At 39.7% G+C, this 25061-nt stretch carries 23 protein-coding genes and 5 tRNA genes; 23 read left to right on the top strand and 5 right to left on the bottom strand.

All coding sequences use genetic code 11. From position 1 onward, the window contains the following. Position 1 precedes the first annotated feature (1 nt). From I6E72_RS07610 to ung, 5 genes are read left to right on the top strand one after another with little or no spacing between them, the layout of a single operon-like run. Positions 2 to 1006 (top strand): FecCD family ABC transporter permease, encoded by a 1005-nt coding sequence (locus tag I6E72_RS07610; RefSeq protein ID WP_197111681.1) that lies wholly within the window; start codon positions 2 to 4, stop codon positions 1004 to 1006. Positions 1007 to 1010: 4 nt separating this feature from the next. After that, entirely contained in the window at positions 1011 to 2495 is a 1485-nt protein-coding gene (locus tag I6E72_RS07615; protein ID WP_197111683.1) for a cobyric acid synthase, read from the top strand. Beyond that, a complete protein-coding gene (gene cobO, locus I6E72_RS07620) occupies positions 2488 to 3087 on the top strand; it encodes a cob(I)yrinic acid a,c-diamide adenosyltransferase (RefSeq protein ID WP_007376484.1) in 600 nt (199 codons plus the stop codon). Before I6E72_RS07615 ends, cobO begins: the two co-directional genes overlap by 8 nt. Continuing rightward, positions 3087 to 3947, top strand: coding sequence for a cobalamin-binding protein (locus I6E72_RS07625; RefSeq protein ID WP_197111684.1), 861 nt, complete (start codon positions 3087 to 3089; stop codon positions 3945 to 3947). Before cobO ends, I6E72_RS07625 begins: the two co-directional genes overlap by 1 nt. Next, on the top strand, positions 3944 to 4606 hold the full coding sequence (gene ung / locus I6E72_RS07630) for a uracil-DNA glycosylase (RefSeq protein WP_197111685.1): 663 nt from the start codon (positions 3944 to 3946) through the stop codon (positions 4604 to 4606). Before I6E72_RS07625 ends, ung begins: the two co-directional genes overlap by 4 nt. 107 nt (positions 4607 to 4713) lie before the next feature. Here the strand turns inward: ung and I6E72_RS07635 are convergent, their stop codons facing one another. Continuing rightward, positions 4714 to 4902 (bottom strand): DUF3545 family protein, encoded by a 189-nt coding sequence (locus I6E72_RS07635; RefSeq protein WP_007583746.1) that lies wholly within the window; start codon positions 4900 to 4902, stop codon positions 4714 to 4716. Between the two features lie 222 nt (positions 4903 to 5124). Continuing rightward, positions 5125 to 6075, bottom strand: coding sequence for a transaldolase (tal, locus tag I6E72_RS07640; RefSeq protein ID WP_007376481.1), 951 nt, complete (start codon positions 6073 to 6075; stop codon positions 5125 to 5127). A 225-nt stretch (positions 6076 to 6300) separates the two neighbouring features. On the opposite strand from tal, the gene yaaA reads away from it, so the two are divergent. From yaaA to I6E72_RS07655, 3 genes are all read left to right on the top strand, one after another. Further along, positions 6301 to 7080: a peroxide stress protein YaaA gene (gene yaaA / locus I6E72_RS07645; protein WP_007583748.1), complete on the top strand. Its 780-nt coding sequence runs from the start codon at positions 6301 to 6303 to the stop codon at positions 7078 to 7080. A 121-nt stretch (positions 7081 to 7201) separates the two neighbouring features. Next, on the top strand, positions 7202 to 8149 hold the full coding sequence (locus I6E72_RS07650) for a mechanosensitive ion channel family protein (RefSeq protein WP_197111686.1): 948 nt from the start codon (positions 7202 to 7204) through the stop codon (positions 8147 to 8149). Positions 8150 to 8510: 361 nt separating this feature from the next. Continuing rightward, positions 8511 to 10481: a methyl-accepting chemotaxis protein gene (locus I6E72_RS07655; RefSeq protein WP_197111687.1), complete on the top strand. Its 1971-nt coding sequence runs from the start codon at positions 8511 to 8513 to the stop codon at positions 10479 to 10481. A 216-nt stretch (positions 10482 to 10697) separates the two neighbouring features. Here I6E72_RS07655 and I6E72_RS07660 read toward each other — a convergent pair whose 3' ends face one another. Continuing rightward, positions 10698 to 11018, bottom strand: coding sequence for a BON domain-containing protein (locus tag I6E72_RS07660; RefSeq protein ID WP_010553266.1), 321 nt, complete (start codon positions 11016 to 11018; stop codon positions 10698 to 10700). 272 nt (positions 11019 to 11290) lie between these two features. Next, positions 11291 to 12517: an ATP-dependent RNA helicase SrmB gene (srmB, locus tag I6E72_RS07665; protein WP_007376476.1), complete on the bottom strand. Its 1227-nt coding sequence runs from the start codon at positions 12515 to 12517 to the stop codon at positions 11291 to 11293. 75 nt (positions 12518 to 12592) lie between these two features. Between srmB and I6E72_RS07670 the strand changes: the two genes are divergently transcribed. The 4 genes from I6E72_RS07670 (at position 12593) to I6E72_RS07685 (ending at position 16281) form a co-directional block, all read left to right on the top strand. Further along, positions 12593 to 13291 carry a tRNA1(Val) (adenine(37)-N6)-methyltransferase gene (locus tag I6E72_RS07670; protein WP_197111688.1) on the top strand — a complete coding sequence of 233 codons (699 nt, stop codon included), beginning with the start codon at positions 12593 to 12595 and terminating at the stop codon, positions 13289 to 13291. Positions 13292 to 13352: 61 nt separating this feature from the next. Beyond that, on the top strand, positions 13353 to 15062 hold the full coding sequence (locus I6E72_RS07675) for a DUF4153 domain-containing protein (RefSeq protein ID WP_197111689.1): 1710 nt from the start codon (positions 13353 to 13355) through the stop codon (positions 15060 to 15062). 165 nt (positions 15063 to 15227) lie between these two features. Next, positions 15228 to 15674 carry a DUF2147 domain-containing protein gene (locus tag I6E72_RS07680; protein ID WP_197111690.1) on the top strand — a complete coding sequence of 149 codons (447 nt, stop codon included), beginning with the start codon at positions 15228 to 15230 and terminating at the stop codon, positions 15672 to 15674. A gap of 139 nt (positions 15675 to 15813) precedes the next feature. Next, on the top strand, positions 15814 to 16281 hold the full coding sequence (locus I6E72_RS07685; protein WP_197111692.1) for a YHS domain-containing (seleno)protein: 468 nt from the start codon (positions 15814 to 15816) through the stop codon (positions 16279 to 16281). Between the two features lie 82 nt (positions 16282 to 16363). Here I6E72_RS07685 and fldB read toward each other — a convergent pair whose 3' ends face one another. After that, entirely contained in the window at positions 16364 to 16885 is a 522-nt protein-coding gene (gene fldB / locus I6E72_RS07690; RefSeq protein WP_007583764.1) for a flavodoxin FldB, read from the bottom strand. A gap of 94 nt (positions 16886 to 16979) precedes the next feature. Between fldB and xerD the strand changes: the two genes are divergently transcribed. From xerD to I6E72_RS07745, 11 genes are all read left to right on the top strand, one after another. Next, a complete protein-coding gene (gene xerD, locus I6E72_RS07695; RefSeq protein WP_197111694.1) occupies positions 16980 to 17906 on the top strand; it encodes a site-specific tyrosine recombinase XerD in 927 nt (308 codons plus the stop codon). Between the two features lie 63 nt (positions 17907 to 17969). Beyond that, the gene (dsbC, locus tag I6E72_RS07700) at positions 17970 to 18698 is read left to right on the top strand and encodes a bifunctional protein-disulfide isomerase/oxidoreductase DsbC (protein WP_197111701.1); all 729 of its coding nucleotides are present in this window, start codon (positions 17970 to 17972) and stop codon (positions 18696 to 18698) included. 81 nt (positions 18699 to 18779) lie between these two features. Beyond that, positions 18780 to 20501: a single-stranded-DNA-specific exonuclease RecJ gene (gene recJ / locus I6E72_RS07705; protein WP_197111703.1), complete on the top strand. Its 1722-nt coding sequence runs from the start codon at positions 18780 to 18782 to the stop codon at positions 20499 to 20501. A gap of 143 nt (positions 20502 to 20644) precedes the next feature. Next, positions 20645 to 21743, top strand: a protein-coding gene (gene prfB, locus I6E72_RS07710; protein WP_165722105.1) for a peptide chain release factor 2 whose coding sequence is annotated in 2 segments (ribosomal slippage) — positions 20645 to 20719 and positions 20721 to 21743 — 1098 coding nt in all. Because the reading frame shifts where the segments join, the coding sequence is not laid out codon by codon here. A 26-nt stretch (positions 21744 to 21769) separates the two neighbouring features. After that, on the top strand, positions 21770 to 23305 hold the full coding sequence (gene lysS / locus I6E72_RS07715; protein ID WP_024597675.1) for a lysine--tRNA ligase: 1536 nt from the start codon (positions 21770 to 21772) through the stop codon (positions 23303 to 23305). A 322-nt stretch (positions 23306 to 23627) separates the two neighbouring features. Then, positions 23628 to 23810 (top strand): hypothetical protein, encoded by a 183-nt coding sequence (locus I6E72_RS07720; RefSeq protein ID WP_024597674.1) that lies wholly within the window; start codon positions 23628 to 23630, stop codon positions 23808 to 23810. A 128-nt stretch (positions 23811 to 23938) separates the two neighbouring features. After that, a tRNA-Ser gene (locus I6E72_RS07725) sits at positions 23939 to 24031 on the top strand. 38 nt (positions 24032 to 24069) lie between these two features. Then, positions 24070 to 24146, top strand: a tRNA-Arg gene (locus tag I6E72_RS07730). A 74-nt stretch (positions 24147 to 24220) separates the two neighbouring features. After that, positions 24221 to 24297, top strand: a tRNA-Arg gene (locus I6E72_RS07735). A 148-nt stretch (positions 24298 to 24445) separates the two neighbouring features. Further along, positions 24446 to 24522, top strand: a tRNA-Arg gene (locus I6E72_RS07740). A gap of 115 nt (positions 24523 to 24637) precedes the next feature. Further along, positions 24638 to 24714 (top strand) — tRNA-Arg (locus I6E72_RS07745). Positions 24715 to 25061 lie beyond the last annotated feature (347 nt).

Below are 25061 nucleotides of genomic sequence, written 5' to 3' on the forward strand. Positions count from 1 at the left end.
TATGAGCACTGTTAATACTCACCAATCACTTGCGTTATTTATAAGTGCTTCAGCGGCTTTATTTAGCTTATTTACAGCACTTAGTTTTGGTGCGGCAGAGACCTCACTTCAAGACGTACTTAATAGCTTTTTACTCTCAAATGATGCGTCTTTTAATACGCGTATTATTTACGAGCTAAGAATGCCACGCACATTACTCGCCTTTTTAGCAGGCTCTGGCTTAGCCATTGCGGGGCTTATTTTACAAACGGTAACGCGCAACCCCCTAGCCGACCCTTACTTATTTGGTATATCGTCGGGTGCCTCATTTGGCGTGGTGTTACTTATGTCGCTAGCAGGTATTAGTGCAGGTTTTATGTTATCGGCAGCAGCGTTATTAGGTAGCTTACTCGCTATGAGTTTATTAATTCTTATTGCAGGTAGGCAGCAAAGTGCACAGGTAGAATCAATGCTATTAGCTGGCGTTGCTCTGTCGTTTTTATTTAGTGCGTTTACCAGTTTGTTGCTTTATTGGAGTGACCCTCAGGCGGTAGCCGCTATTTTATTTTGGACACTGGGCAGCTTTGCTCGTGCGCAGTGGGCTACGCTTTGGTTGCCTTTATTGGTAATTACATTGTGTACGTTTGTAATGCTGAGCTTTAGAAGACAACTCAATGCCATGTTACTTGGCGATGAAAGCGCAATTACATTAGGTGTCAGGGTCCAGCGCTTTAGAATACTTATGTTAGTTTTAAGCTCATTAATTACCGCTGTGCTGGTGGCTATGTGTGGTGGTATTGGGTTTGTAGGATTAATGGTACCGCATATTGTGCGCTTTTTTATCTCCCAAGGCACGATCGCGGGATTGCTAGTAACCAGCTTAGTGGGCGGTACATTTATGGTGTGGGTTGATGTACTTTCGCGCTCCTTACTAAAAAACCAAGAATTGCCTGTGGGCGTTATTACCGCTGCTATTGGTAGCGTGTTCTTTTTAAGTTTATTATTTTTTAGAAAGCGAAGGGTGTAATTCCATGAAAACCTTAATGGTTCAAGGCACTACATCAGATGCTGGTAAAAGCACCCTAGTTGCAGCCCTCTGCAGAGTGTTTGCTAAGCGAGGGGTAAAGGTTGCGCCTTTTAAACCACAAAATATGGCACTTAATAGCGCGGTAACAAAAGATGGCGGAGAAATTGGCCGTGCGCAAGCCTTGCAAGCAATAGCCGCTAAAGTCGAGCCCGAAATAGATTTTAATCCTATTTTACTTAAACCTAATAGCGATACGGGCGCGCAAGTTATTATTCATGGAAAAGCCATTAGTAATATGGAAGCGGGCAAATATCACGACTATAAAAAAGTGGCGATGGATGCGGTAATTACCTCACATAACCGCTTAGCTAAACGCTTTGATTTACTCCTTGTTGAAGGAGCGGGGAGTCCTGCTGAAATAAACCTGCGTGAAAACGATATTGCCAATATGGGTTACGCCGAAGAGGTAGATTGCCCTGTTATTATCATTGCTGATATCGACAAAGGCGGCGTGTTTGCACACTTAGTGGGTACATTAGCGCTACTAAGCGAATCAGAACAAGCGCGCGTAAAAGGCTTTGTTATAAACCGCTTTAGAGGCGATATAGGTTTGCTGCAAGGCGGGCTAGATTGGCTTGAAGAATACACAAACAAACCCGTGCTTGGCGTATTACCTTATTTGCACGATCTTGCGCTTGATGCTGAAGACGCTGTCGCAATTGATAATAATGTAACCAACGCCACAATTAATATTGCAGTGCTACTTGTTCCCCACATTAGTAACCACACCGATTTTGATGCACTGCGTTTGCACCCAAACATTAATATAAATTACGTGCGCCATACCCAAACGATTCCAGAAGTTGATCTGATAATTCTCCCAGGTAGTAAAAATGTGCTGGGCGATTTAAATTTTTTGAAAAATGAAGGCTGGGACACTCAAATTAAGCGCCACTTACGCTATGGTGGCAAAGTACTTGGCATTTGTGGCGGCATGCAAATGCTGGGCAATACAATCAACGATCCCGATGGTATTGAATCGTCATTAAAACAAGTGAATGGGCTTGCTCTATGCGACTTTGAAACCACGCTGACAGCGCAAAAAGTATTAACTAAAATAACCGCTACACTGCTTTTAAATAACCAATCAACACCCTGTAGTGGTTACGAAATACATGCAGGGATTAGCCAAGGTGCAGCGCTTAATAAGCCATTTTTAACCTTTGATGAAAGCCACCCACATGGTTTTATGTTCGATGGCTTTATTAGCGATGATAACGCCATTGCGGGCACTTATTTACATGGCTTATTTGATGAAGCCGATGCTACATCGCAAATTTTAAAATGGGTAAAACCAAGCGCCTCAATTAACCCAATTAGTATTGCCGCTCACCGCGAGCAGCAGTTAGAACGATTAGCAACTATGTGCGAAACGCATTTAAACATACAGCAAATTATCTCGATTTATGAAGGGCACAATAATGACTGAACAAAACAACGATAAGCACAAGCAACGTCAGCAAAAAGTAAAAGAACAAGTGGATGCGCGCGTTGCTGCAGCACAAGATGTTAAAGGTATTTTTCAGGTAATCACCGGTAACGGTAAAGGTAAATCAACTTCGGGCTTTGGCGTTGTAGCACGTTGCGTAGGGCATGGTAAAAAAGCAGCCGTTTGCCAATATATTAAAGGTACATGGGAATGTGGCGAGCGTAATTTATTACAAGGTGCAGGTGTTGAGTTTGTTGTAATGAACACCGGTTTTACCTGGGATACGCAAAACAAAGAAGCCGATACTGCAGCCGCCCAAGCAACATGGCAAGAGTCAAAACGCATGCTTGCTGATAGCAGTATTGATTTAGTATTACTCGATGAGCTTACGTATATGGTGACCTACGGCTACGTTGATTTAGATGAAGTAGTAACGGCGCTTAATAACCGCCCACCAATGCAGTCAGTTATTATTACAGGGCGTGCAGCGCACCGTACTTTAACAGACCTTGCCGACACAGTAAGCGAAGTGCGTAATGTAAAACACGCATTCGACTCTGGTATAAAAGCGCTTGAAGGGTTTGATTACTAATGTTTAAAGCGCTTTTTATTGGGCTGCTGCTTTTTAGTGTATCGGGCAGTGCACTTGCAGAGCAGGTTAATGATTCTAAAAAACTGCGAATAATCGCGCTTGCACCACATATAGTCGAAAACCTATTTGCCATAGGGGCGGGCGATAATATTGTGGGCACGGTTGATTACGCCGACTACCCAAGTGAAGCCCAAAGTATTGAGCGCATAGGGGGTTATTACGGCATCTCGCTAGAAAAAGTATTGGCGCTTAAACCCGACTTAGTAATTGCGTGGAAAAGCGGAAATCAAAGCGAAGATTTAGCCCAAATAGAGCGCCTGGGCATAAAAGTATATTTAAGTAACCCGACCACAATCGCTGGTGTGGCCGACGAGTTACTTACTTTTGGTGAATTTACAGGGAACATTAAGCAAAGCCAGCAAGCGGCAAGCGCATTTAAACATAAGCTAAATGGTATTGTTAAAAGCCAGCAAGATAAAAAAAATATTACCGGGTTTTATCAGTTATGGGCTGAGCCCATGATGACAGTAAGTAAAAATACATGGATAAATCAGCTGATTGAAACATGCCATGTAAGCAATGTATTTGCACAGAGCGTTACAGATTACCCGCAAATTAGTATCGAAAATGTCATTGTTACTAAGCCACAAGTTATCATTATTCCTGATGAAAAATCAAAAACACCACAGCCGGTTGTTAATTGGCAAAAGTGGCCAGAAGTGCCCGCCGTTAAAAATGATCAATTTATTAGCGTAAATGCCGATTTATTACATCGTTTTACTCCGCGCATGCTAGATGGACTCGCGGATATGTGTGATAAAATAGACGCATCACGTAAACAGATTAAGAGTACACAATGAGCGATTGGGCTACATTTTTAGAAAGTGAATTACAGCAATCTTACATGCAGGAAACGTTAGAGTATGTGGCTAATCGCCGCAATGAAGGTGTTGCTGTTTATCCGCCTGAACCTCAAGTATTTAGCGCTTTTGATGCCACAGCGCTAAATGACATCCGCGTTGTAATTTTAGGACAAGACCCATACCACGGAAAAGGGCAAGCGCATGGCTTGTGTTTTTCGGTATTGCCTGATGTAAAAAAGCTGCCGCCGTCACTTAAAAATATGTATAAAGAGTTAGCTACCGATATTAGTGGGTTTATTACTCCTGAGCATGGTTACCTGCAAAGTTGGGCAGATCAGGGTGTATTTCTACTCAATACAGTATTGACCGTTGAGCAAGGGCAAGCGCATTCTCATAAGCATTTAGGATGGGAGCAATTTACCGATAATGTAATAGCGCATATTAATAAACACTGCGAAGGTGTGGTATTTATTTTATGGGGTGCACATGCACAAAAAAAAGGTAAAGGCATAGATAGCGCTCGCCATCATATTTTAAAAGGGCCACACCCATCGCCGCTTTCGGCGCATAGAGGCTTTTTTGGCTGTCAGCATTTTTCAAAAACGAATGAGCTATTACTAGCCCAAGATGAAAAACAGATTAACTGGCAGGTGTAAATAACCTGGGCTCTGAATAATAAATTTATCTCATGCAGCTATTTTCAGCGCATTAAAAAAGGCTTCCATATATCGGAAGCCTTTTTGTTTAGTTGGGGCGTATTGAATTAAAAGTCGAGCTCTTCAATTGCAATACTGTCTGTAAAGTAGTCTAGTTCTTGTAGTTCTTTACGTAGGCGCTGTTTGTCTTTTATTGCTTCTATTTCACGCCATTTTCTTTTTTTATTTTTCTGAGAGGTTTTCCTTGTTGTATCTGGTCCTTCTAATATCTCTAATATATCGTTTAGGCTATCCATGAACTTCTCCTATTGATTTTATTGACCTCAAGAATACCTATACCACAGGCCTAGTTAAAATAGAATAAAAAAGTGACAGTTATGTTACATAAGTGTGATTAATTGATGAAGGTTTATACGAGGATTATATGAAGTCGATATGAAGATTATATAGAGGGGTAGCGTATTTTAGGCATAAAAAACGCCGCTATTGCGACGTTTTTAAAACACGATTATAGCAAATTACATTGCTTTAAAGCGCGCCTCTAGTTGTTCTTGTGCATCAGCAAAAGAGCGAATACCTTCAGCTAGTTTTTCAGTAGCCATAGCATCTTGGTTATGTAACCAACGGAACTGTGCTTCTGTTAATGGCTCTGGTTTTGGCTCTTGTGGAACATCGCTTTCAAGCAAATATTCTTGTGCGCCTTCAAGGTTACCTAAATCTTCTAAAAGATTAGGGCTAATAGTTAGCTTGTCACAACCTGTAAGTGCAATAATTTCGCCTGTATTACGGAAACTTGCACCCATCACAACTGTTTTGTAGTCATGGCGTTTGTAAAATTCAAAAATGCTGCGTACAGACTGAACACCTGGATCTTGTAGCGGATCGGTTGGTTTTTCCATACCGTTAGCAACGTGCCAATCTAAAATACGGCCAACAAATGGCGAAATTAGAAATACGTTTGCATCGGCACACGCGCGAGCTTGGGCATCGCTAAATAATAAAGTAAGGTTACATTTAGTCCCTTCTTTTTCTAGTTGCTCAGCGGCTTTAATACCTTCCCATGTAGACGCTACTTTAATTAAAATTTTGTCTTTGCTTACACCTTCTTTTTCGTAAAGGCTAAGTAGGGTATGTGCTTTATCAATCGTAGCTTGCGTATTAAACGAAAGGCGTGCATCTACTTCAGTAGAAATATAACCAGGTACAATAGCGCTAATTTCTTTACCTAGTAATACGGCAAAGTAATCACATGCTAGTTCAAGTTGTTTAGCAGGCTCTTGCTCGGTTTCTTTTGCGTAGCTCCAAGCTTTATCTAGGTAAGGCTTATATGCTTCAATCTCGCTCGCTTTTAATAAAAGCGACGGGTTTGTAGTTGCATCTTCTGGTTGATGCTTTTTAATAGCTTCAATATCACCAGTGTCGGCTACGATAGATGAATGTTGTTTTAGCCTTTGTAGAGCTGAAGTCATTTGCTTTCCTCATTCCAAGCAAGTTAAAAGAAAAATCTAATCACTCTTAATATATCTAATCCATACTGCAACAGTGTGACAATGCTTGATAGGTCTTATGTCCTGATCAATAAAAAAACGGCAATGCATGGGTTATTAAGAGAGGATTTATTTAAACAAAACGTGCTTTTCGTTTCATTTAATGTTGAAATTGACACTAAATAAATTACAAGTCAATAGCTAACTATGATCACTGTTATTTCACCTGCAAAAAATCTTGATTACGAAACGCCACCCGCAACAGACAAGTTCACTCAGCCTGAATTACTAGAGCACAGCGAAGAGCTCATGAAAGTATGCCGTGAACTAACACCAGCGCAAATTGGCAGTTTAATGAAAATTAGCGACAAGCTATCTGGGCTTAACGCAGCACGCTTTAGTGAGTGGGCACAGCCGTTTACACAAAGTAATGCTAAACAAGCCGCACTTGCCTTTAATGGTGATGTATATGGCGGTTTAGATGCAAGTACGCTTAAAGCTAGCGAGCTTGATTACGCACAAAACCATTTACGTATCCTTTCGGGTTTATACGGCTTATTAAAACCACTTGATTTAATGCAAGCTTACCGTCTTGAAATGGGTACCAAGCTTGAAAATTCACGTGGCAAAAACTTATACGAGTTTTGGGGCAGCGTAATAGCGAATAAATTAAACGACGTATTAAAAGCACAAGATGCACAATATTTAGTTAACCTTGCTTCAAACGAATACTTTAAAGCGGTAGATAAGAAAGCATTAAATGCACAAATTATTACCCCACACTTTAAAGACTGTAAAAACGGTCAATACAAAGTAATTAGCTTTTACGCTAAAAAAGCACGCGGCATGATGGCGCGCTACATTATCGAAAATAAAGTAACGCAGTTAAGCCAACTTAAAGAGTTTACGGTAGCAGGTTATTACTTTAGCCCAGAGGCAACAGTTAAAGAGCTTGAGCCGGTATTTATGCGCGACGAACAAAATTAGGTTTATAAGCTTAAATAAAAAATTTAAAAGCCATGCATTGCATGGCTTTTTTGATGTTGGCGTTATATTTGCAATCTCATCTAATATTAATGAGAACACTAATTAAATAGGTGCAAATAAAATGATCAGCATTCCGTCAATTGACGAAGCCGAAAAACTAATAGAAGAAAAGCTCGGAGGGTGGTTTGATGTTGTAATAAGCCATATCCCTAATTTTATAGTTGCGATACTGATCGCAATTGTGTTTTCAATATTGGCGCGCTTTGCTGGCAAGCTGATGAAAAACGTATTACGCCGCTCACTCGACTCAACACAAATTGCCGACTTAATGGCGTCAATTTTTAAAGTTATTGTGTTGTGCATAGGTTTATTTATAGCGCTTGATTTTGTTGGGCTAAAAGGTACTGTTACTTCGCTACTTGCTGGTGCAGGTATTGTGGGTTTAGCAATTGGTTTTGCGTTTCAAGACATGACCGAAAACCTAATTGCTGGTATAGCAATGGGTGTACGTAAGCCATTTAAAACAGGTGACGTAATAGAAACCGATGATGTGTTTGGTTCAATACATTCTATAAACCTACGTAACACGCTAATCGAGAGCTTTTACGGGCAACTAATACTTGTGCCAAATAAAGTCTTATTTAGAAATGTATTAAAAAATTACACCACGCTAGGTATTAGACGTATAGAAGTACCCGTAGGTATTTCGTACGGTGACGACATAGAAAAGGCAAAAGACGTTATAGTCGAAAAAATTAACGAATTTGACTTTGTAATACGCAAAGATGAAACCGCTGTATACGCGGAAGGCTTTGGTGACAGCAGCATTAACTTACTGGTATGGTTTTGGATTAAATACCCAGGCGAGCCTGACTTTATGACGGTACGCCATAAAGGTGTTGTTGCCGTTAAGCAAGCGCTAGACGAGGCGGACATTAGCATTCCATTCCCAATTCGTACTTTAGATTTTGGTATTAAAGGGGGCGAAAAACTCGATGCTATGATAAGCGACAAAATAAGCCAGCAGTCATCAAATAAAGACGGTACTGACTCTGACCAAAGTGAGTAATTTAGTTAAAACTCATTAGGCAAAAGCATTGGGAAATAGTTACTTACCAACAGCGCGTTTTTACAGAGTAAAACGCGCTTTTTAGACATTTTATAAAATAAAGGATATTTCTAATTTTAAAGTTAAGTCCCTTCATATAAGTATAAATTATCATTTTCCAATAAGAGCGCAATAAATAAACTTGTAACCATTACAAATATATAAACAACGAGGTGTTTGGATAATAAATGCATTTTAGTGTTTTTATGTTCCTTTTTTGTTTGTTTCCCCCTGTAAATTCGAGGTTTTTGAATAAATAAATTTATTTTTAGCTTTTGGTAGGCTAGATTTAACTTAACTGCTCTTTATTTAGTAAATACAAATGCCAAGCAAGAAAGAAAATTCAGCTTTTCAAACGAGTCACTGGAGTTTAAAAACTAAGCTAACATTAATTTTCCTACTCGTAGGGATAATACCCGCCCTCATAATTACTACAATTTCTACATTACAATCAAAATCACGCGTCGAATACAATATATCTCAGTCGCTTGAGGCGATTAATCAAATAAAAAAAACTCAGATCGAAAATTATTTTAATCAAAAAAGAGCAGATATTGAGCTTTTGGCTTTAATTGTTCCGCAGCTTGAGGAAGACAACTATGATCGCTTTTTTACAGAATATATACAGAAGTATGACTATTACGATGTGTTTTTAATTAATAACAATGGGCTTATTTATTACACTCAAGCTAGAGAATCTGATTATCAAACAAACATATTACAAGGGAAATATGCGAGTTCAAATTTAGGAGATTTAATTAAAGAGGTTAAACAATCTAAAAGTTTTAGTATTGCTGATTACAAACCGTATGCACCAAGTAATGGAGAACCCGCTGCGTTTATTGCTATACCTGTTGATGGTAGCGATACAATAGTTGCTTTACAGCTTTCGAGCAAAGGGACTAATCAAATAATGGGTGTTCGCGAAGGGATGGGAGAAACTGGTGAGAGTTACCTAGTTGGAGAAGATAAGCTAATGCGTTCTGATTCATATCTTGACCCTGAAGGACATTCACTCAAAGCAAGTTTTGCAGGAACTGTAACAAATAATGGTGCTGATACAGAGGCTGTAAATTTAGCTTTGAATGCTCAACATGGTACTAAAATAATAAAAGATTATAATGGAAATAACGTGCTTTCTGCCTTCGATAGTATAAAGATTGGAGATTTTAGCTGGATTATATTAAGTGAAATTGACGAATCAGAAGCATTTGCACCAGTCCATCAGACTGTGCTTTTTAGTGTGATTTCTATAATAGTAGCTGCAATTGTTGTTGTATTTATTGGTGTTTTCTTTTCTCGAAAAATAGCGACCCCAATAATTGTAGCTTCCACTTTTGCTAAAAAAGTGGCGGCAGGAGATCTTAGCAGTAATATCGAAGTTAATTCACACGATGAGGTAGGCATGCTACAAGTTGCATTGCATACCATGTTAGAAAATCTCAGAAAAATGATTGGTGAATTATCTAACGTTGCAGTTCAGCAAGGCAGTACAGCAACAGAGCTTGCCTCAGTTACTGAGCAAACTAGCTTAGCAGTTACCGAGCAGCAAGCACAAACTATACAAGTTGCAGCCGCCACTACCGAAATGACTGAAACAGTAAAAGAGATAGCGAGTACAACTGCTAGTGCATCATTATTATGTGAAAATATTCAAAGAATGGCTCGAGAAGGCTCTGAAAATAATGATAGTACTTACAACGCACTTGTTTCTCTTGGAGAAGCTACAAAAAAATCAGCACATGAAGTGACGGAGTTGAAGCATAATTCAGAAAAAATAGTGAATGTATTAGGCGTTATTAAAAAGATAGCTGATCAGACTAATTTACTTGCTTTGAACGCAGCAATTGAAGCAGCTAGAGCTGGTGAACAAGGGCGTGGTTTTGCTGTTGTTGCTGATGAAGTACGAAGCTTAGCTAAGTCTACGCAAGAGTCTACAATGGAGGTTGAAGTGATCATTGAAGCTGTTGTGAGTGCCAGTAACGCAGCTGTTCAAGCAATGACAGACAATGTAGGACAAACAACTCAAGTTCAGGAAATAGCTAAGAAAGCAAACTTAATCAATAGTAATGTAGGCAAAGCAGTAGATGACATTTTTGATATGGTTGTTCAAATTGCAACCGCCTCTGAGCAGCAGGCAACCACCATCGATGAAATATCACGAAATATAGGTGTCATAAATATGGGTATATCAGAGACCGAGCAGGCAGTTAGAGATATTGCACAGTCAAGTAGCGAATTGTCTAGAATGGCAAACGGTTTAAATGATGAGGCCCAAAAGTTTAGTCTTTAACTTACTCCATTAATTTAGAAATCTTTGATTTAATGACGCTAATCATACAGATATAACTACGGTAGGATGTTACAGGGACGTACCATAAAAGACGTAAATAAGCGCGTGCCAAATAGTGCACGCGCATAAATAAATATTAGATTTGGTGAGACACTTTGCAACCGACGAGCTCGTAAATTACAAACTTCCAACATATTTATGTTTTATTCTAACATGTTAAATAACGCTAATTTTGTTACGAATGATTTTTACGCCATCCATATTTTCTAAAAACTTTTGAGCTAGTGCGCGCTGAAAACCAGTTTGTGCTTCACCGTATAAATCTACTTCACCATTTTTTACCTGCACACGAATATCACTTAACGCTAGGTTAGGATTCGTTCGTAGGGTGTTGGTGATAGCTTGTTGTAAGTTAGGTTGAGTGGCTACACTGCTTACTACGGCCATGTTGGTTGCTGCACTTACTTTTGTAGCGCAAGCTAATAAAAATAAACAACAAAATGATACTAAAGCGATAGTTAACTTGAAGCGGTTCATAACTTAATCCTTACATTACAGTGAATAGTGCAGCCACAATATGGAAATTCCATCGGCTAGGTTATCTTTGTAGTTACAATTTCGGTGCCAATATTAACGCTATGAAATATAAGGGATTTTTATTAAGTGGGAATTCAGGTGGGCAAAAATTACATTTAAATGAGTATGAGTTACATGCTTGGGTTACATATGTAACAGGTACAAACAGCAGAGCCTGCAAGGCTTGCATTAAAAAGCCGACAAAAGTCGGCTTAGTATAAAAATGTTTTAGGTTACTTTTTCTTTTTAACCTTAGCCTTTTTCTTAGCTTTCATTTTTACTGGGTCTTTACGCTTTTTAGCCGGTGGCTTAGCTTCTTTATGCTGTGGCTCAACGCCTCTAATTACACGGCGTTTTAACTTTTGCTCAACGTAGCGTTCTACTTTATATAAAATACCAATATCGTGTGCTTCAACTAGCGATATTGCTATCCCTTTTTTACCAGCACGGCCAGTACGACCAATACGGTGTACATATACGTCGGCAGTACGCGGCATATCAAAGTTAATAACGTGGCTGATGTCAGATACATCAATACCACGTGCAGCTACGTCGGTAGCAACTAATATGCTTGTTTTGCCACTGTGGAAGTTTTCCATGGCTTTCATACGTTTGTCTTGTGGCATTTCGCCGCGTAACCACGCTGCTTTTACATCATTAGTTGTAAGTTCGCCAATCAATGTTTCTAAGCGTTCGCGAGTTTTAACAAACACAATCGCTTTAGTTACGTCAGGATTTTTTAGCGTATTAACTAATAATTCAAGTTTGTGATGATAATCGTCGGCTAAATGTACCCATTGGTGAATTTTAGCCTTTTCTTTACGTGACGATTCGGCTTCTAATAGAGCTGGGTCGTTTAATGTTTTTTCAGCAAACCTTTCTACGCTGTCACCTTCAAGTGTTGCTGAGAATAAAAAACATTGGCGACGATTTTTAGCTTCGTCACAAATACGGCTCATTTCTTTTTTGAAACCCATATCTAACATGCGATCTGCTTCATCAATAATAAGCATTTCTACGTGTTCAGCATGAAAGTTTTCGGTTTCTAGGTATTCCATTAATCGACCTGGTGTGGCGATTAAAATATCGTTATTTTTTTCAAAAATTTCTTTATGCGTGCCGTAGTTAATACCGCCTGTTACTACACCAATTTTTAGGTGTGTGCGTTTAGCTAGCAGTTCACATTGTTCATGAATTTGATAAGCCAGCTCACGAGTCGGGGTCATAACGAGTACGCGCGCAAAACCAGGGTCACGACGTGGGAAATCCAGTAAGTACTGAATAGCCGGAATTAAAAATGCCGCTGTTTTACCTGTACCAGTAGGCGCAGATGCTAAAATATCGCGCCCCTGTAGTGCTTCAGGAATAGCTTGTTGTTGAATGCTGGTTGGCGTCTCGTAGCCCATTTTATTAATGGCATCGAGTAGCTTGTTATCAAGATCAAATTCAGAAAATTGCATAGAGTGTCTAAAATAAGGGACAATTACCCTGATTATACGCGCTATGCTGCGCTTGGTGAATGAAAAGGTGAAAAAATGTCTGGTTTTGTATTTAAACAATTTAAAGTTGAACACGACCACTGTGCAATGAAAGTTTCTACCGATGGCATTTTGCTTGGCGCATGGGCTAATTTAAGCGGTGCAAAGTCATTACTTGATATAGGCACCGGCACCGGCTTACTAGCACTAATGTGTAAGCAGCGCAGTAATGAGCTTGGTATAACTGCGGTAGAAATTGACGAAAGCGCCTATACCCAAGCATTACAAAATGTAGCTAATAGCCCGTGGCCAACTATAAGTATTACGCACCAAACTATTCAAAGCTTTAGTAGTGAAGTTAAATTTGACGTGGTTATCTCTAATCCACCGTATTTTAATCACAGTTTAAAAGGCGATGATGCTGCGCGTAATACCGCACGTCATACCGACGGCCTAAGTTTTGAAGAGTTAATTAATGCGTTTAAACATTTAAGCCATAGTGGTTCTCGCTTTAGCTTAATACTCCCAAGCGTTGAAGGCGCATTATTTATTGAGCTTGCTACTCAAAATGGGCTTTATTTAAATGCTCATTGCCAAGTAAAAGCCACGCCCAATAAAGGGATTAGCCGCAGTTTAATGACATTTAGCTACGTAAAAAGCGATATAGAAGCATCAATTCTGTGTATTAGAAACTTAGATAATACCTACACTGCTGATTATATAGACCTGTGCAAAGCATTTTATTTGAAAATGTGAAGCAATTGTAAAATAGGAACGAATAACGCAAACTGACTAAAACCTATTGTTGAGAACAGATATGGATAGTCAGTTACCAAAATCTTTTATAATTATACTTGCCGTATTACAGGCTGTTGCTCTTACCCTTTTGTATAGCAGTATAGAAAATAATGTGTGGCCAGCAACAAGCCCTACATGGTTAGTCTCACTTATTACATTTTCTATGAGCTTTCCTTTATTAATGCTAATGACCGTTAATAAAAATAATATAAAAACGTCGTTGCTTTTAATCCTTCCTTTTTCCTTGTTGTTATCTTTATTGGGGGCGTATGTTGGCTTTCAGCAAGAGCCTCAAGAGTACGTAAGTAATAACACTTTAATGTCAGTTTTTATTTTTACTAGTTTAATAGCTGGCTTTAAAGGCCTTATGTACATACAACAATTTGGTAGCTCAGAAAATGTTAGTTACAGTCGTTTATTTAAGCTCTCTTGGCGTAATTTTATAATATTTGGAGAATGCTGGCTGTTTGTACTTATTTTTTGGGGAATTCTAAATTTAGGTGCGGCTTTATTTGATATTTTAGATATAAAATTTTTCTCTAAGCTACTAAGAAATGAATGGTTTTGGATCCCAACCTTAACGCTCGCATTTGCCTTTGCGAGTGTCATATTTAGAAAGCTTTTGAACATGGAAGATAATATCGCTTTTTTACTACAAACTTTAATTAAGTTTTTATTGCCTGTTTTATCAGTTATTTCTCTCGGTTTTTTAGCAACACTTCCTTTTACCGGACTCAATAAATTATGGGAGACCGGAAGTGGCAGTTTATTAGTAATGTGGCTGCAGGTGCTCACGTTGTTTTTTGTTAACACTGTTTATAAAGATGACTCATCAGTTCGCCCTTATCACATGCTCTTGCACCGACTCGTTTTTATAAGCGTTGCGTTACTTCCCGTTTATAGTGTTATTTCTGCCTATGGAATTTACTTACGGGTAGAGCAGCATGGGCTAACAGTAGATCGTTGTTGGGGCATTTTGATTTGGTTTTTATTGGCGTGTTTTTCGTTTAGTTATCTTGTTGGAATTATAACAAAGCGAGACAATTGGCTAGAGCCGCTTAGCAAAATAAATATTGTGATGGGGTGGGTGGTGCTCGTTAGTATGCTTGCTGTTAACTCCCCTTTATTAAATTTTCAAAGCTTATCTACAAACAGCCAAATAGCGCGTTTAGATGCAGATAAAGTAACAATAGAAAAGTTTGACTATTACTATTTTGAGCACAGCTTAGGTCGCCAAGGTTATTTAGCTATGCAGTTATTAAAACAGAAAATTGAAACGAGTCACCCAGAGCAATACGCTATCATCGATAGGATGTATGTAAATAATGAGTTTGCTTTAACGCTTGAACACACAGTCGATGATTTTATTGAGCGCAGTGTATTTTGGCCATCACAAGCGCTAATACCTCAAGGTTTAATAGAGGCCGTATTTTCTGATCAACATTTTTACGATCGTAACTCTTTAAAAGAACATACTTACTATTTCATTGGCATGGATTTAAACAAAGATGATGATCTAGATTTTATAGTGATTGACGAAAGTAATGAAAATATAGCCGCATATTTCTGGTTATTCGACATGGGTAAGTGGCGCTCAAGATATATGAATGTCGAAAATCCTGAAGAGATTAGATACCTTAAAAGCATGATTGATAATAACGAATTATCTTTAGTTGAGCCTGAATATTCAAATCTAAAAATAGGGGATGTTGTTTTTAAAGTGAGGTAATACGTTGCTTTGTTTTATGCTACAGATCCTTAAACCTAAACTAATGATTATTAGTTTAGGTTTTTTGCTTTTAGTTTTTTATTTTATGTACAGCGCTTTAATAGTGTGTTTATAAATCACCTGATATGATTTAGCCATTGGCCACTTAATTTAAAAGGCAACACAATGAAAAAGTTAAATAAATTAGCATTACTTAGCACGTTAGCAGCCACCATTTTTGCAAGCCAAGGTGTGTTTGCTGCTATTTCGCCAGTAGGGCTTTGGAAAACAATTGATGAGGATACAAACCAAGCTAAGTCGTATGTACGTATTACCCAAACCAACGGTGTATTAAGCGGCAAAGTTGAAACCATTCTTAACCCGGCAAAACAAAACGATATATGCAGCAAATGTGATGATGAGTTAAAAGATCAGCCTATTTTAGGAATGACTATAATCACGGGTGTAAAAGTACAAGATGATGGCGTTTGGGGAGACGGTGAAATACTCGACCCAACAAATGGTAAAACCTACACTTTACAACTAACCCCGCAAGATGAAGGTGAAAAGCTCGAAGTACGCGGCTACATTGGCTTTTTTTATCGAAACCAATATTGGCTAAAAGTAGAGTAAGTTTTACTACTTATTTAATCACTGGGCGTTAAATAATTAAGTATTAACTGAAATCATTTTTGCGCTTTGCCTTTCTTACTCACTAAGCCAGCTATATTTAATTGGCATTCAATTTTGAGTAAATAATAAAGGAAAAAAGATGATTAAGTACATAGTTGCTTTAATAATGCTTAGCGCACTGTTAATAAGCGGTGAGGCAAATGCAAAGGATGATGCTGTAAATACGGGTTGGTTTAATAACACGGCTATTAAAGGGTACGACAGCGTTGCTTATTTTACGCAAAATAAAGCCGTTAAAGGCAGCGACAAATACACGTTTAGTTATTTAGGTGCCAACTGGCACTTTTCGAGTGAAGAAAACAAAACGACATTTGCAGAAAACCCAAAACGTTATGCACCGCAATACGGTGGTTGGTGTGCTTATGCAATGGCTGATGAAGGTAACGCTGTAGGTATAGACCCAGAAGCATTTTATATTCACGAAGGTAAGCTTTATTTAAACTATAGCGAAAGCGTGCAGCAAAAATGGTTAAGTAATTTACTACCGTACATTGTTATGGCAGATGGGTACTACCCACAAACAACCAATGTGATGACGTTTCAATAAATTGATTTATATTAATTAAAAAGCCCGCAGCTAAACTAGTTGTGGGCTTTTTACTTTTTATTTGTCGGTATTGATAAGTGAATTAAAGCGTTTCGCCGTATTCAGTCATTACCTGTTCAACCCATGTTGCAATGCGGTCGTCGCTTAGCTCGTATTGACTGTCTTCGTCGAGCGCGAGTCCTACAAACTGTTTACCATCAGGCGTCAATGCTTTTGAAGCTTCAAACTCGTAGCTACTGTCGTTTGGCCAAAAACCAAGTTGAGTAAATGTTTGCGTATTTATTTCGTCGTGTAGCATGCCTAGCGCATCTTGAAACCACTGCCCGTAACCTTGTTGATCGCCCATGCCAAATAAAGCAATGGTTTTACCATTTAGGTTTACGTCGGCTATGTCGTCCCACTTTGACTCCCAGTCTTCTTGTATTTCACCAAAATCCCATGTTGAAATACCAAAGATGATAAAGTCATACTGCTCTGCATTTTTTAGTGGCTCGTCTTTAATATTGTGCAGGGTAACTATATCGGCACCAATAATGTCGCGAATCTTTTCTGCTGCCATTTCGGTGTAGCACGTAGTAGAACCAAAAAATAAACCAATTTGCATCGTATTTATCACTGTGTAATTGCCTGATATGATAGGCTCAAGTTTACCGTAAGGTATTTTTAATTGATACCTTAGCAAAGCATGAGAGCATAATGTGACAACGCTATCTGACGATTCTTTTGAAAATAATAGCAGTATGAGCAGTAATAGCGACTACCTAGAAACCTTTTTAGATAGCCTGTACTTAGAACAAGGCGTAAGCGAAAACACATTAAGTGCTTATCGCAGTGATTTAGATAAGTTTTGCCTATTTTTAAAGGGCGAAAATTTAATGACGGTAACAGGGCTTGATGTAGAAAGTTACTTAGCGCACCGAGTCGATTTAGGATTAAAACCACGCAGTACGGCACGTAGCATTAGTGCGTTAAAGCGTTTTTATCAGTACTTTGTGCGCGAAAAACTAATTAGCGACACCCCCATGGTAAATATTTCTCAGCCAAAAGCAGGGCAGTCGTTACCTAAAACACTCTCAGAGGCCGAAGTTGAGGCATTATTAAATGCGCCTAATACCGAAGAAGCGATGGGACTGCGCGATAAAGCCATGCTAGAGCTACTTTATGCAACGGGTTTGCGTGTAAGTGAGCTTGTTGGACTGCGCATGGAGCAAATTAATTTGCGCCAAGCAGTGGTGTTTGTAAAAGGTAAAGGTAATAAAGAGCGCTTAGTTCCACTGGGTGAAGAAGCCATGTATTGGCTTGAGCAATTTTTAAAGGGTGGGCGTGCGCAAATGATAAAACATGCCACCGATTTTGTGTTCCCATCTAAACGCGGAGTAGGCATGACGCGACAAACCTTTTGGCATAGAATTAAACACTATGCTATTTTGGCAGCAGTTGAGTCTCCATTATCGCCCCATACTATGCGCCATGCTTTTGCTACGCACTTATTAAATCATGGGGCAGATTTACGTGTGGTACAAATGATGTTGGGCCATAGCGATTTATCAACTACGCAAATTTATACCCATGTTGCCAATGAACGGTTAAAGTCGGTACATGCAGAGCATCATCCGCGTGCGTAAGTTTGAAAGTAAGTATCATTAAGCCGGTCAATATATTAAGTATTTTTAGGATAGAGAGAAGTTATGAAAAAATTAATGTTAGCAGGTGCCATGTTGTGCACAAGTATTAGTGCATTTGCAAATGGCGTTGCTGTAACACCAGATACTAATGATCCTATTATTACTAAATTTGCCGAGCTTGGTGTAACTGTAAAGCAAATTAACCCAAGTCCAGTAACGGGTTTAAAAGAATTGATTACTAACAAGGGCGTGCTTTACGCAAGTCCAGACGGTCAATATTTAATGCAAGGTACGTTAATTGATTTAAATAATCGTAATAACCTAACAGAGCAAGCATTAAATGGCGTGCGTGTTGAAGGTCTTAAAGAATACGAAGAATCGATGATTGTGTACAAAGCGCCAAACGAAAAACACAGCATTACTGTATTTACTGACATTAGCTGTGGTTACTGTCGTAAATTACACCGCGAGTTAGACGATTTACTTGATGCGGGTATTACCGTTAAGTACTTAGCGTTTCCACGTGGTGGCTTACAGGGTTCAGGTTACGCAGATTTAATGAATGTATGGTGTGCACGCGATCAGCAAGAAGCACTAACAGAAGCTAAATCGGGCACAAGCACTAAAGTAGTTGCAGGCTGTAGCGCACCGGTTGCAGAGCATTACCAATTAGGTCAAAGCTTTGGTATTAGCGGCACACCCGCTATTATTTTAGAAGATGGTACAATGATCCCTGGTTACCAGCCAGCAGCAGCACTAAAAGCAGCATTAGAAGCTAACAAAGCGTCGTAATTAAACGCTTAGTTATTATTAAAAAGGCCTTAATGGCCTTTTTTTGTCTTTTTAATACGACTCAATAAGTTAAAACCCTGCATGAAAAAACTAATCATTGCGCGTGAAAACGTTGACGACTCGCATCTGCCGAGTAATTTACACCCTGTAATTAAACAAATTTATGCTAACCGCAATGTATTCAATGCCGAAGAGCTAAATAACAGCGTAGCTACGCTTCACGACTTTAAATTGTTTAAAGACATCGACAAAGCCAGCGACTTATTAATTGAAGCATTAAAAGCGCAAAGCCAAATATTAATAGTTGGCGACTTTGATGCCGATGGCGCAACAAGCACTGCAACTTTAATGCAAGGCCTTGAGATGTTTGGCTTTAAGCATTTAGATTACTTAATTCCTGACAGGTTTAGCTTAGGATATGGCTTAAGCCCCGCGCTTGCTGAGCAAATAGTACAAATAAAACCTGATTTAGTGATCACCGTAGATAACGGCATATCGTGTATTGCCGGTATTGATATTTTAAAAGCGGTTGGCATAAAAGTGCTGGTAACAGATCACCACTTACAAGGTGAACAGCTGCCAAATGCCGATGCAATAGTAAATCCAAATAGACATGAATGTGATTTTCCGTCTAAATCTATTGCAGGCGTTGGCGTTGCTTTTTACTTATTAATAGCGCTGAGAAGCGTAATGCGAGATTTAGGTTATTTTGAGCAGCAACCGCCGCCTAATTTAGCTAACTTGCTCGACATTGTAGCGCTTGGCACGGTTGCCGATGTAGTGGCACTTGATGCAAATAACCGTACCTTAGTACACCAAGGTTTAGCACGTATTCGCAGTGGTAAAACACGCCCTGGTATTACCGCGCTTATTGAAGTGGCTAACCGCAATGCTGCCCGCTTAAGCGCAAGCGACTTTGGCTTTTCACTTGCGCCGCGTTTAAATGCAGCAGGGCGATTGGACGACATGAGTTTGGGTATAGCGTGCTTGCTTAGCACCGACATAAACCAAGCGCGTAGTATAGCCGGCGAGCTCGATAGCTTAAACTTTGCAAGGCGCGAAATAGAACAAGGCATGCAAGCCGAGGCGCAAGCCGTGCTTGATAGGCTCGCATTTAGCGACGATAACATCCCTGATGCTATTTGTTTGTTTCAAGACGATTGGCATCAAGGTGTTATTGGAATTTTGGCTGGTCGCTTAAAAGAAAAATACCACCGTCCAACCGTTATATTTGCTGGTGGCGAAAACGGTGAGATTAAAGGCTCGTGCCGCTCTATTGAAGGGCTGCACATGCGCGATTTACTCGAAGGGCTTAATACAGCCGACCCACACTTAATTAATAAATTTGGTGGCCACGCCATGGCAGCCGGCTTAAGTATTAACGAGCAGCACTTTAACGACTTTAAAAAAGCGTTTGATGCCGCTGTTAGCGCGCAACTGAGTGAAGAAAGTAAGCGCTGCATTGTATTTACCGACGGTGAGCTGCCAAACGACTGCTTTACGATGGAATTTGCCCAGCTATTAAAGCAATCGGGCCCGTGGGGTCAGCAATTTCCTGAGCCGGTGTTTGAGCATACCTTTGAAGTAATACAGCAGCGCATAGTAGGCGAAAAGCATTTAAAGCTCGTGTTAAAGCATCAATCTGGTCGATTAGTTGACGCCATTGCTTTTGGTATTGATGTAAAAGAATGGCCAGATACTGAGGCGAAGTTTGTAAAAGTAGCGTACCAGCTCGATATAAATGAGTTTAGAGGTAAATTTACGCTGCAATTAATAGTTAGAGAGCTTAAAAAAGTACACTAAAAAATATGTAATATCATGCATAAAATGCTAATAAAGCGCGCGGTTTTTTGTTAAAATCGGGCGTTTTTATCATTTGACGATAATTTATTGCGAAAATCCCATTTAAAGGGGCGCAATTACCTAGCCATTTTGGAGTGATGTACATGTTTGAAGTGAATCCTGTGATTAATCAAATCAAGGAAATTCGCGAACGTACTGAATTGCTTCGGGGGTACCTTTGACTACGCTCTTAAACAAGAACGCTTAGAAGAAGTTAACGCCGAGCTTGAAGATTCAGCCGTGTGGAATGAGCCTGAACGCGCACAAGCGCTTGGCCGTGAAAAGTCAGCATTAGAAGCTGTTGTTGAAACAATCGACAACCTTGTAGCCGGTACTGATGATGTTGAAGGCTTACTTGAGCTTGCTGTAGAGGCTGAAGACGAAGATACCTTTATTGAAGCGCAAACTGAGCTTGCTGATTTAAACGGACAGTTAGAAGGTTTAGAGTTTCGTCGTATGTTTTCAGGTCCTCATGACTCAAACGATGCGTACCTTGATTTACAATCAGGTTCTGGCGGTACTGAAGCACAAGACTGGTGTAATATTCTACTTCGTATGTATTTACGTTGGGGCGAGGCTAAAGGCTTTAAAGTTGAGCTAGTTGAAGCGACCGACGGTGATGTTGCTGGTATTAAAGGCGCAACTGTCCGCTTTGTTGGCGAATACGCTTACGGTTGGTTACGCACAGAAACTGGTGTGCATCGCTTAGTACGTAAAAGTCCATTTGACTCAAGTGGTCGTCGTCATACTTCATTTGCTTCTGCGTTTGTATACCCAGAAGTTGACGATAATATTGAAATTGATATGAATCCGTCAGACCTGCGTATAGACGTTTACCGTGCATCGGGCGCGGGTGGTCAGCACGTTAACACCACCGAATCGGCGGTTCGTATCACTCACGTACCAACAAATACCGTAGTGCAGTGTCAAAACGAGCGTTCACAGCATAAAAATAAAGCCCAAGCGATGAAGCAGTTAAAAGCTAAATTATTTGAGCTTGAGCTACAACAGCAAAATGCTGAAAAACAAACGCAAGAAGATGCTAAATCTGATATTGGTTGGGGTAGTCAAATTCGTTCATACGTACTTGATGACGCACGCATTAAAGATTTACGTACAGGCGTTGAAAACCGCAATACCCAATCGGTACTTGACGGTAACTTAGATAAATTTATTGAAGCCAGCCTTAAATCTGGCCTATAACCACCAAGCTAATAAAGAGCTAAAAAATGACTGATAAAATCCAAGACGAAAACAAGTTAATCGCTGAGCGTCGCGGCAAGTTAGACGCTATACGCGAAAATTGCCCAGCCAACGGTCATCCAAACCAATTCCGTCGTGAGCATTACACGGCTGATTTGCAAGCCCAGTTTGGTGATAAGAGCAAAGAAGAATTAGTAGAGATGCAAGAAGTTGTGTCTATCGCTGGCCGTATTTTAGCAAAGCGTGGACCGTTTTTTGTAATTCAAGACATGAAAGGTCGCGTACAAGCGTATGCATCTAAAGATGTTCAAAAAGATCTTAAAGAAAAATATGGTCAACTAGACACTGGCGATATTATTGGTGTTAAAGGCGCATTAAATAAATCAGGTAAAGGCGATTTATACGTAGAAATGACTGAGTACCAATTATTAACTAAGTCACTTCGTCCGTTGCCTGAAAAATTCCATGGCTTATCAGATCAAGAAACAAAGTACCGCCAACGTTACGTTGATTTAATTACTAACGAAGCAACGCGCGAAACATTCCGCATTCGTTCACAAGTAGTTGAAGGCATTCGTCGCTTTTTAGCAGACCGTGACTTTATGGAAGTAGAAACACCAATGCTACAGGTTATACCTGGAGGTGCATCTGCACGTCCGTTTGTAACTCACCATAATGCGCTTGATATCGACATGTACTTACGTATAGCGCCTGAGCTTTACTTAAAGCGCTTAGTGGTAGGTGGTTTTGACCGTGTATTCGAAATTAACCGTAACTTCCGTAACGAAGGGTTATCTACGCGTCACAATCCAGAATTCACAATGATTGAATTTTACCAAGCATATGCTGATTACATCGACCTGATGAACATCACCGAAGACATGCTTCGTACGGTTGCAGAAAACGTACTAGGTAGTGCAGTTGTAGTTAATACAACTAAAGACGAAAACGGCGAAGTAATTGACTCAGTTGAATACGACTTTGGCCAACCGTTTACACGTTTAAGCATGGCGGACGCAATATTAAAATATAACCCTGAGTTTGATGCTGCGGTATTTAACGACCCAGAAAACCACTTTGACGAATTAAAAGCGTACGCTAAACAAGTACACGTTAAAATTCCTGAAAATTGTGTTTGGGGCCCAGGTAAGTTCTTGTGTGAAATATTTGAAGAAACAGCAGAGCACATGCTTATTCAACCTACGTTTATTACTGGCTACCCGTGGGAAGTTTCTCCACTTGCACGCCGTAACGACGAAAATGCATTTGTTACCGACCGTTTTGAATTTTTTGTTGGCGGTCGTGAACTTGCAAATGGTTTCTCTGAGCTTAACGATGCACAAGACCAAGCAGAGCGCTTTACACGCCAAGTTGAAGAGAAAGACGCAGGCGATGATGAAGCAATGCATTACGATGAAGACTACATACGCGCACTTGAGTACGGCTTACCGCCAACTGCAGGTGAAGGTATTGGTATTGACCGTTTAGTAATGTTATTTACTGACTCATCTACAATTAAAGACGTTATTTTGTTCCCGCATATGCGCCCGCAAGCTGACTAAGCTTTGGGTAGAACAAAGTAAGTTAATAAACGCCGCTTAATAGCGGCGTTTTTTGTTTTGTATTAGTATTTTAATTAATAAGTACTACACTAAAAATTAAATGTAGTTATTAGTGCTGGTTAATGTGCAATTCAGCTTCACTAATTTATTGTTATTGGCAGTTTTTAATATTAAAACTAACAGTGCTATAACTTTTTAGTATGATTATTTTTTAAACATATGTTGTATTTATGTAAAGGTTTTAGCTAGAATACGCACGAAATTTACACTGCTTGGTATTTAGCAGTTAAGTATAGATTCTTAAAGGACTTAGAATAATAGTATGAAAGACAAACGAGTAGATGATTTTTCAGAAGAGGGCACATCAGAGCAAGAACGAAATGCTTATTACCGTGCTTGTATCGCTGAATTTCAACAGTTAGGTTACCAAGAACAGTATTTGGCTCAGTTAACTGATGACTTAGTTCCCGTGCTAGGTGTTAATCCTTCAAATAAAAACGCGTAACCCGCTTAAATTTCAAACTAATTACACTTTTAAACCAAGCATATGTGCAATCTATAACCATATAGTCGTTTTTGGTAGAAAAGTGTTTGACATATTTTCTGAAATCTTTATTATACGCCCCACAAGACGGAGAGGTGTCCGAGTGGCCGAAGGAGCTCCCCTGCTAAGGGAGTATAGAGTTTGTAGCTCTATCGAGGGTTCGAATCCCTCCCTCTCCACCATTTCTTTTAATGGCGTGTTTTGTAAAGTTTTAAAGTATGGGTGCATAGCTCAGCTGGATAGAGTACTCGGCTACGAACCGAGCGGTCGGAGGTTCGAATCCTCCTGCGCCCACCATACTTTAATAACTCTGCTTAGAGTCTAAATAAGCAAAAACTCTACTTAGAGTTTAAATAAGTAAACTATAAAGTGGGTGCATAGCTCAGCTGGATAGAGTACTCGGCTACGAACCGAGCGGTCGGAGGTTCGAATCCTCCTGCGCCCACCACTTTATAGACTCATACTTAGAGTATAAAAAAGTAAAGTGTTGGCTAAAGCCAAACGGTCGGAGGTTCATTCTTACAAGATACGTCCTGCGCCCACCACTTTATAGACTCTCACTTAGAGTAAAAACAAGTAACAGTAAAAATGAAAGTGGGTGCATAGCTCAGCTGGATAGAGTACTCGGCTACGAACCGAGCGGTCGGAGGTTCGAATCCTCCTGCGCCCACCACTTTCATATTTTCATACACTTTTAAGTGTAAGAAAAATAAACCGATGGAAATCGGTTTTTTTATGTCTGAATTTATACGCTCTGCTTAGAGTTTAAATAAGCAATCTATGAAAGTGGGTGCATAGCTCAGCTGGATAGAGTACTCGGCTACGAACCGAGCGGTCGGAGGTTCGAATCCTCCTGCGCCCACCACTTTCATAAATAAGCCGACATTAAGTCGGTTTTTTTGTGCCTAAAATAAAGTGAAATAAAGTGAAATGTAGGTTTAGGCGAATTGAGAACCAAGCAGTCGGAGGTTCGAATCCTCCTGCGCCCACCACTTTATAGACTCATACTTAGAGTATAAAAAAGTAAAGTGTTGGCTAAAGCCAAACGGTCGGAGGTTCATTCTTACAAGATACGTCCTGCGCCCACCACTTTATAAACTCTCACTTAGAGTAAAAACAAGTAATAGTAAAAATGAAAGTGGGTGCATAGCTCAGCTGGATAGAGTACTCGGCTACGAACCGAGCGGTCGGAGGTTCGAATCCTCCTGCGCC

The sequence above is a fragment of the Pseudoalteromonas sp. NSLLW24 genome, assembly GCF_015864725.1.
Classification (GTDB): Bacteria; Pseudomonadota; Gammaproteobacteria; order Enterobacterales; family Alteromonadaceae; genus Pseudoalteromonas; species Pseudoalteromonas arctica.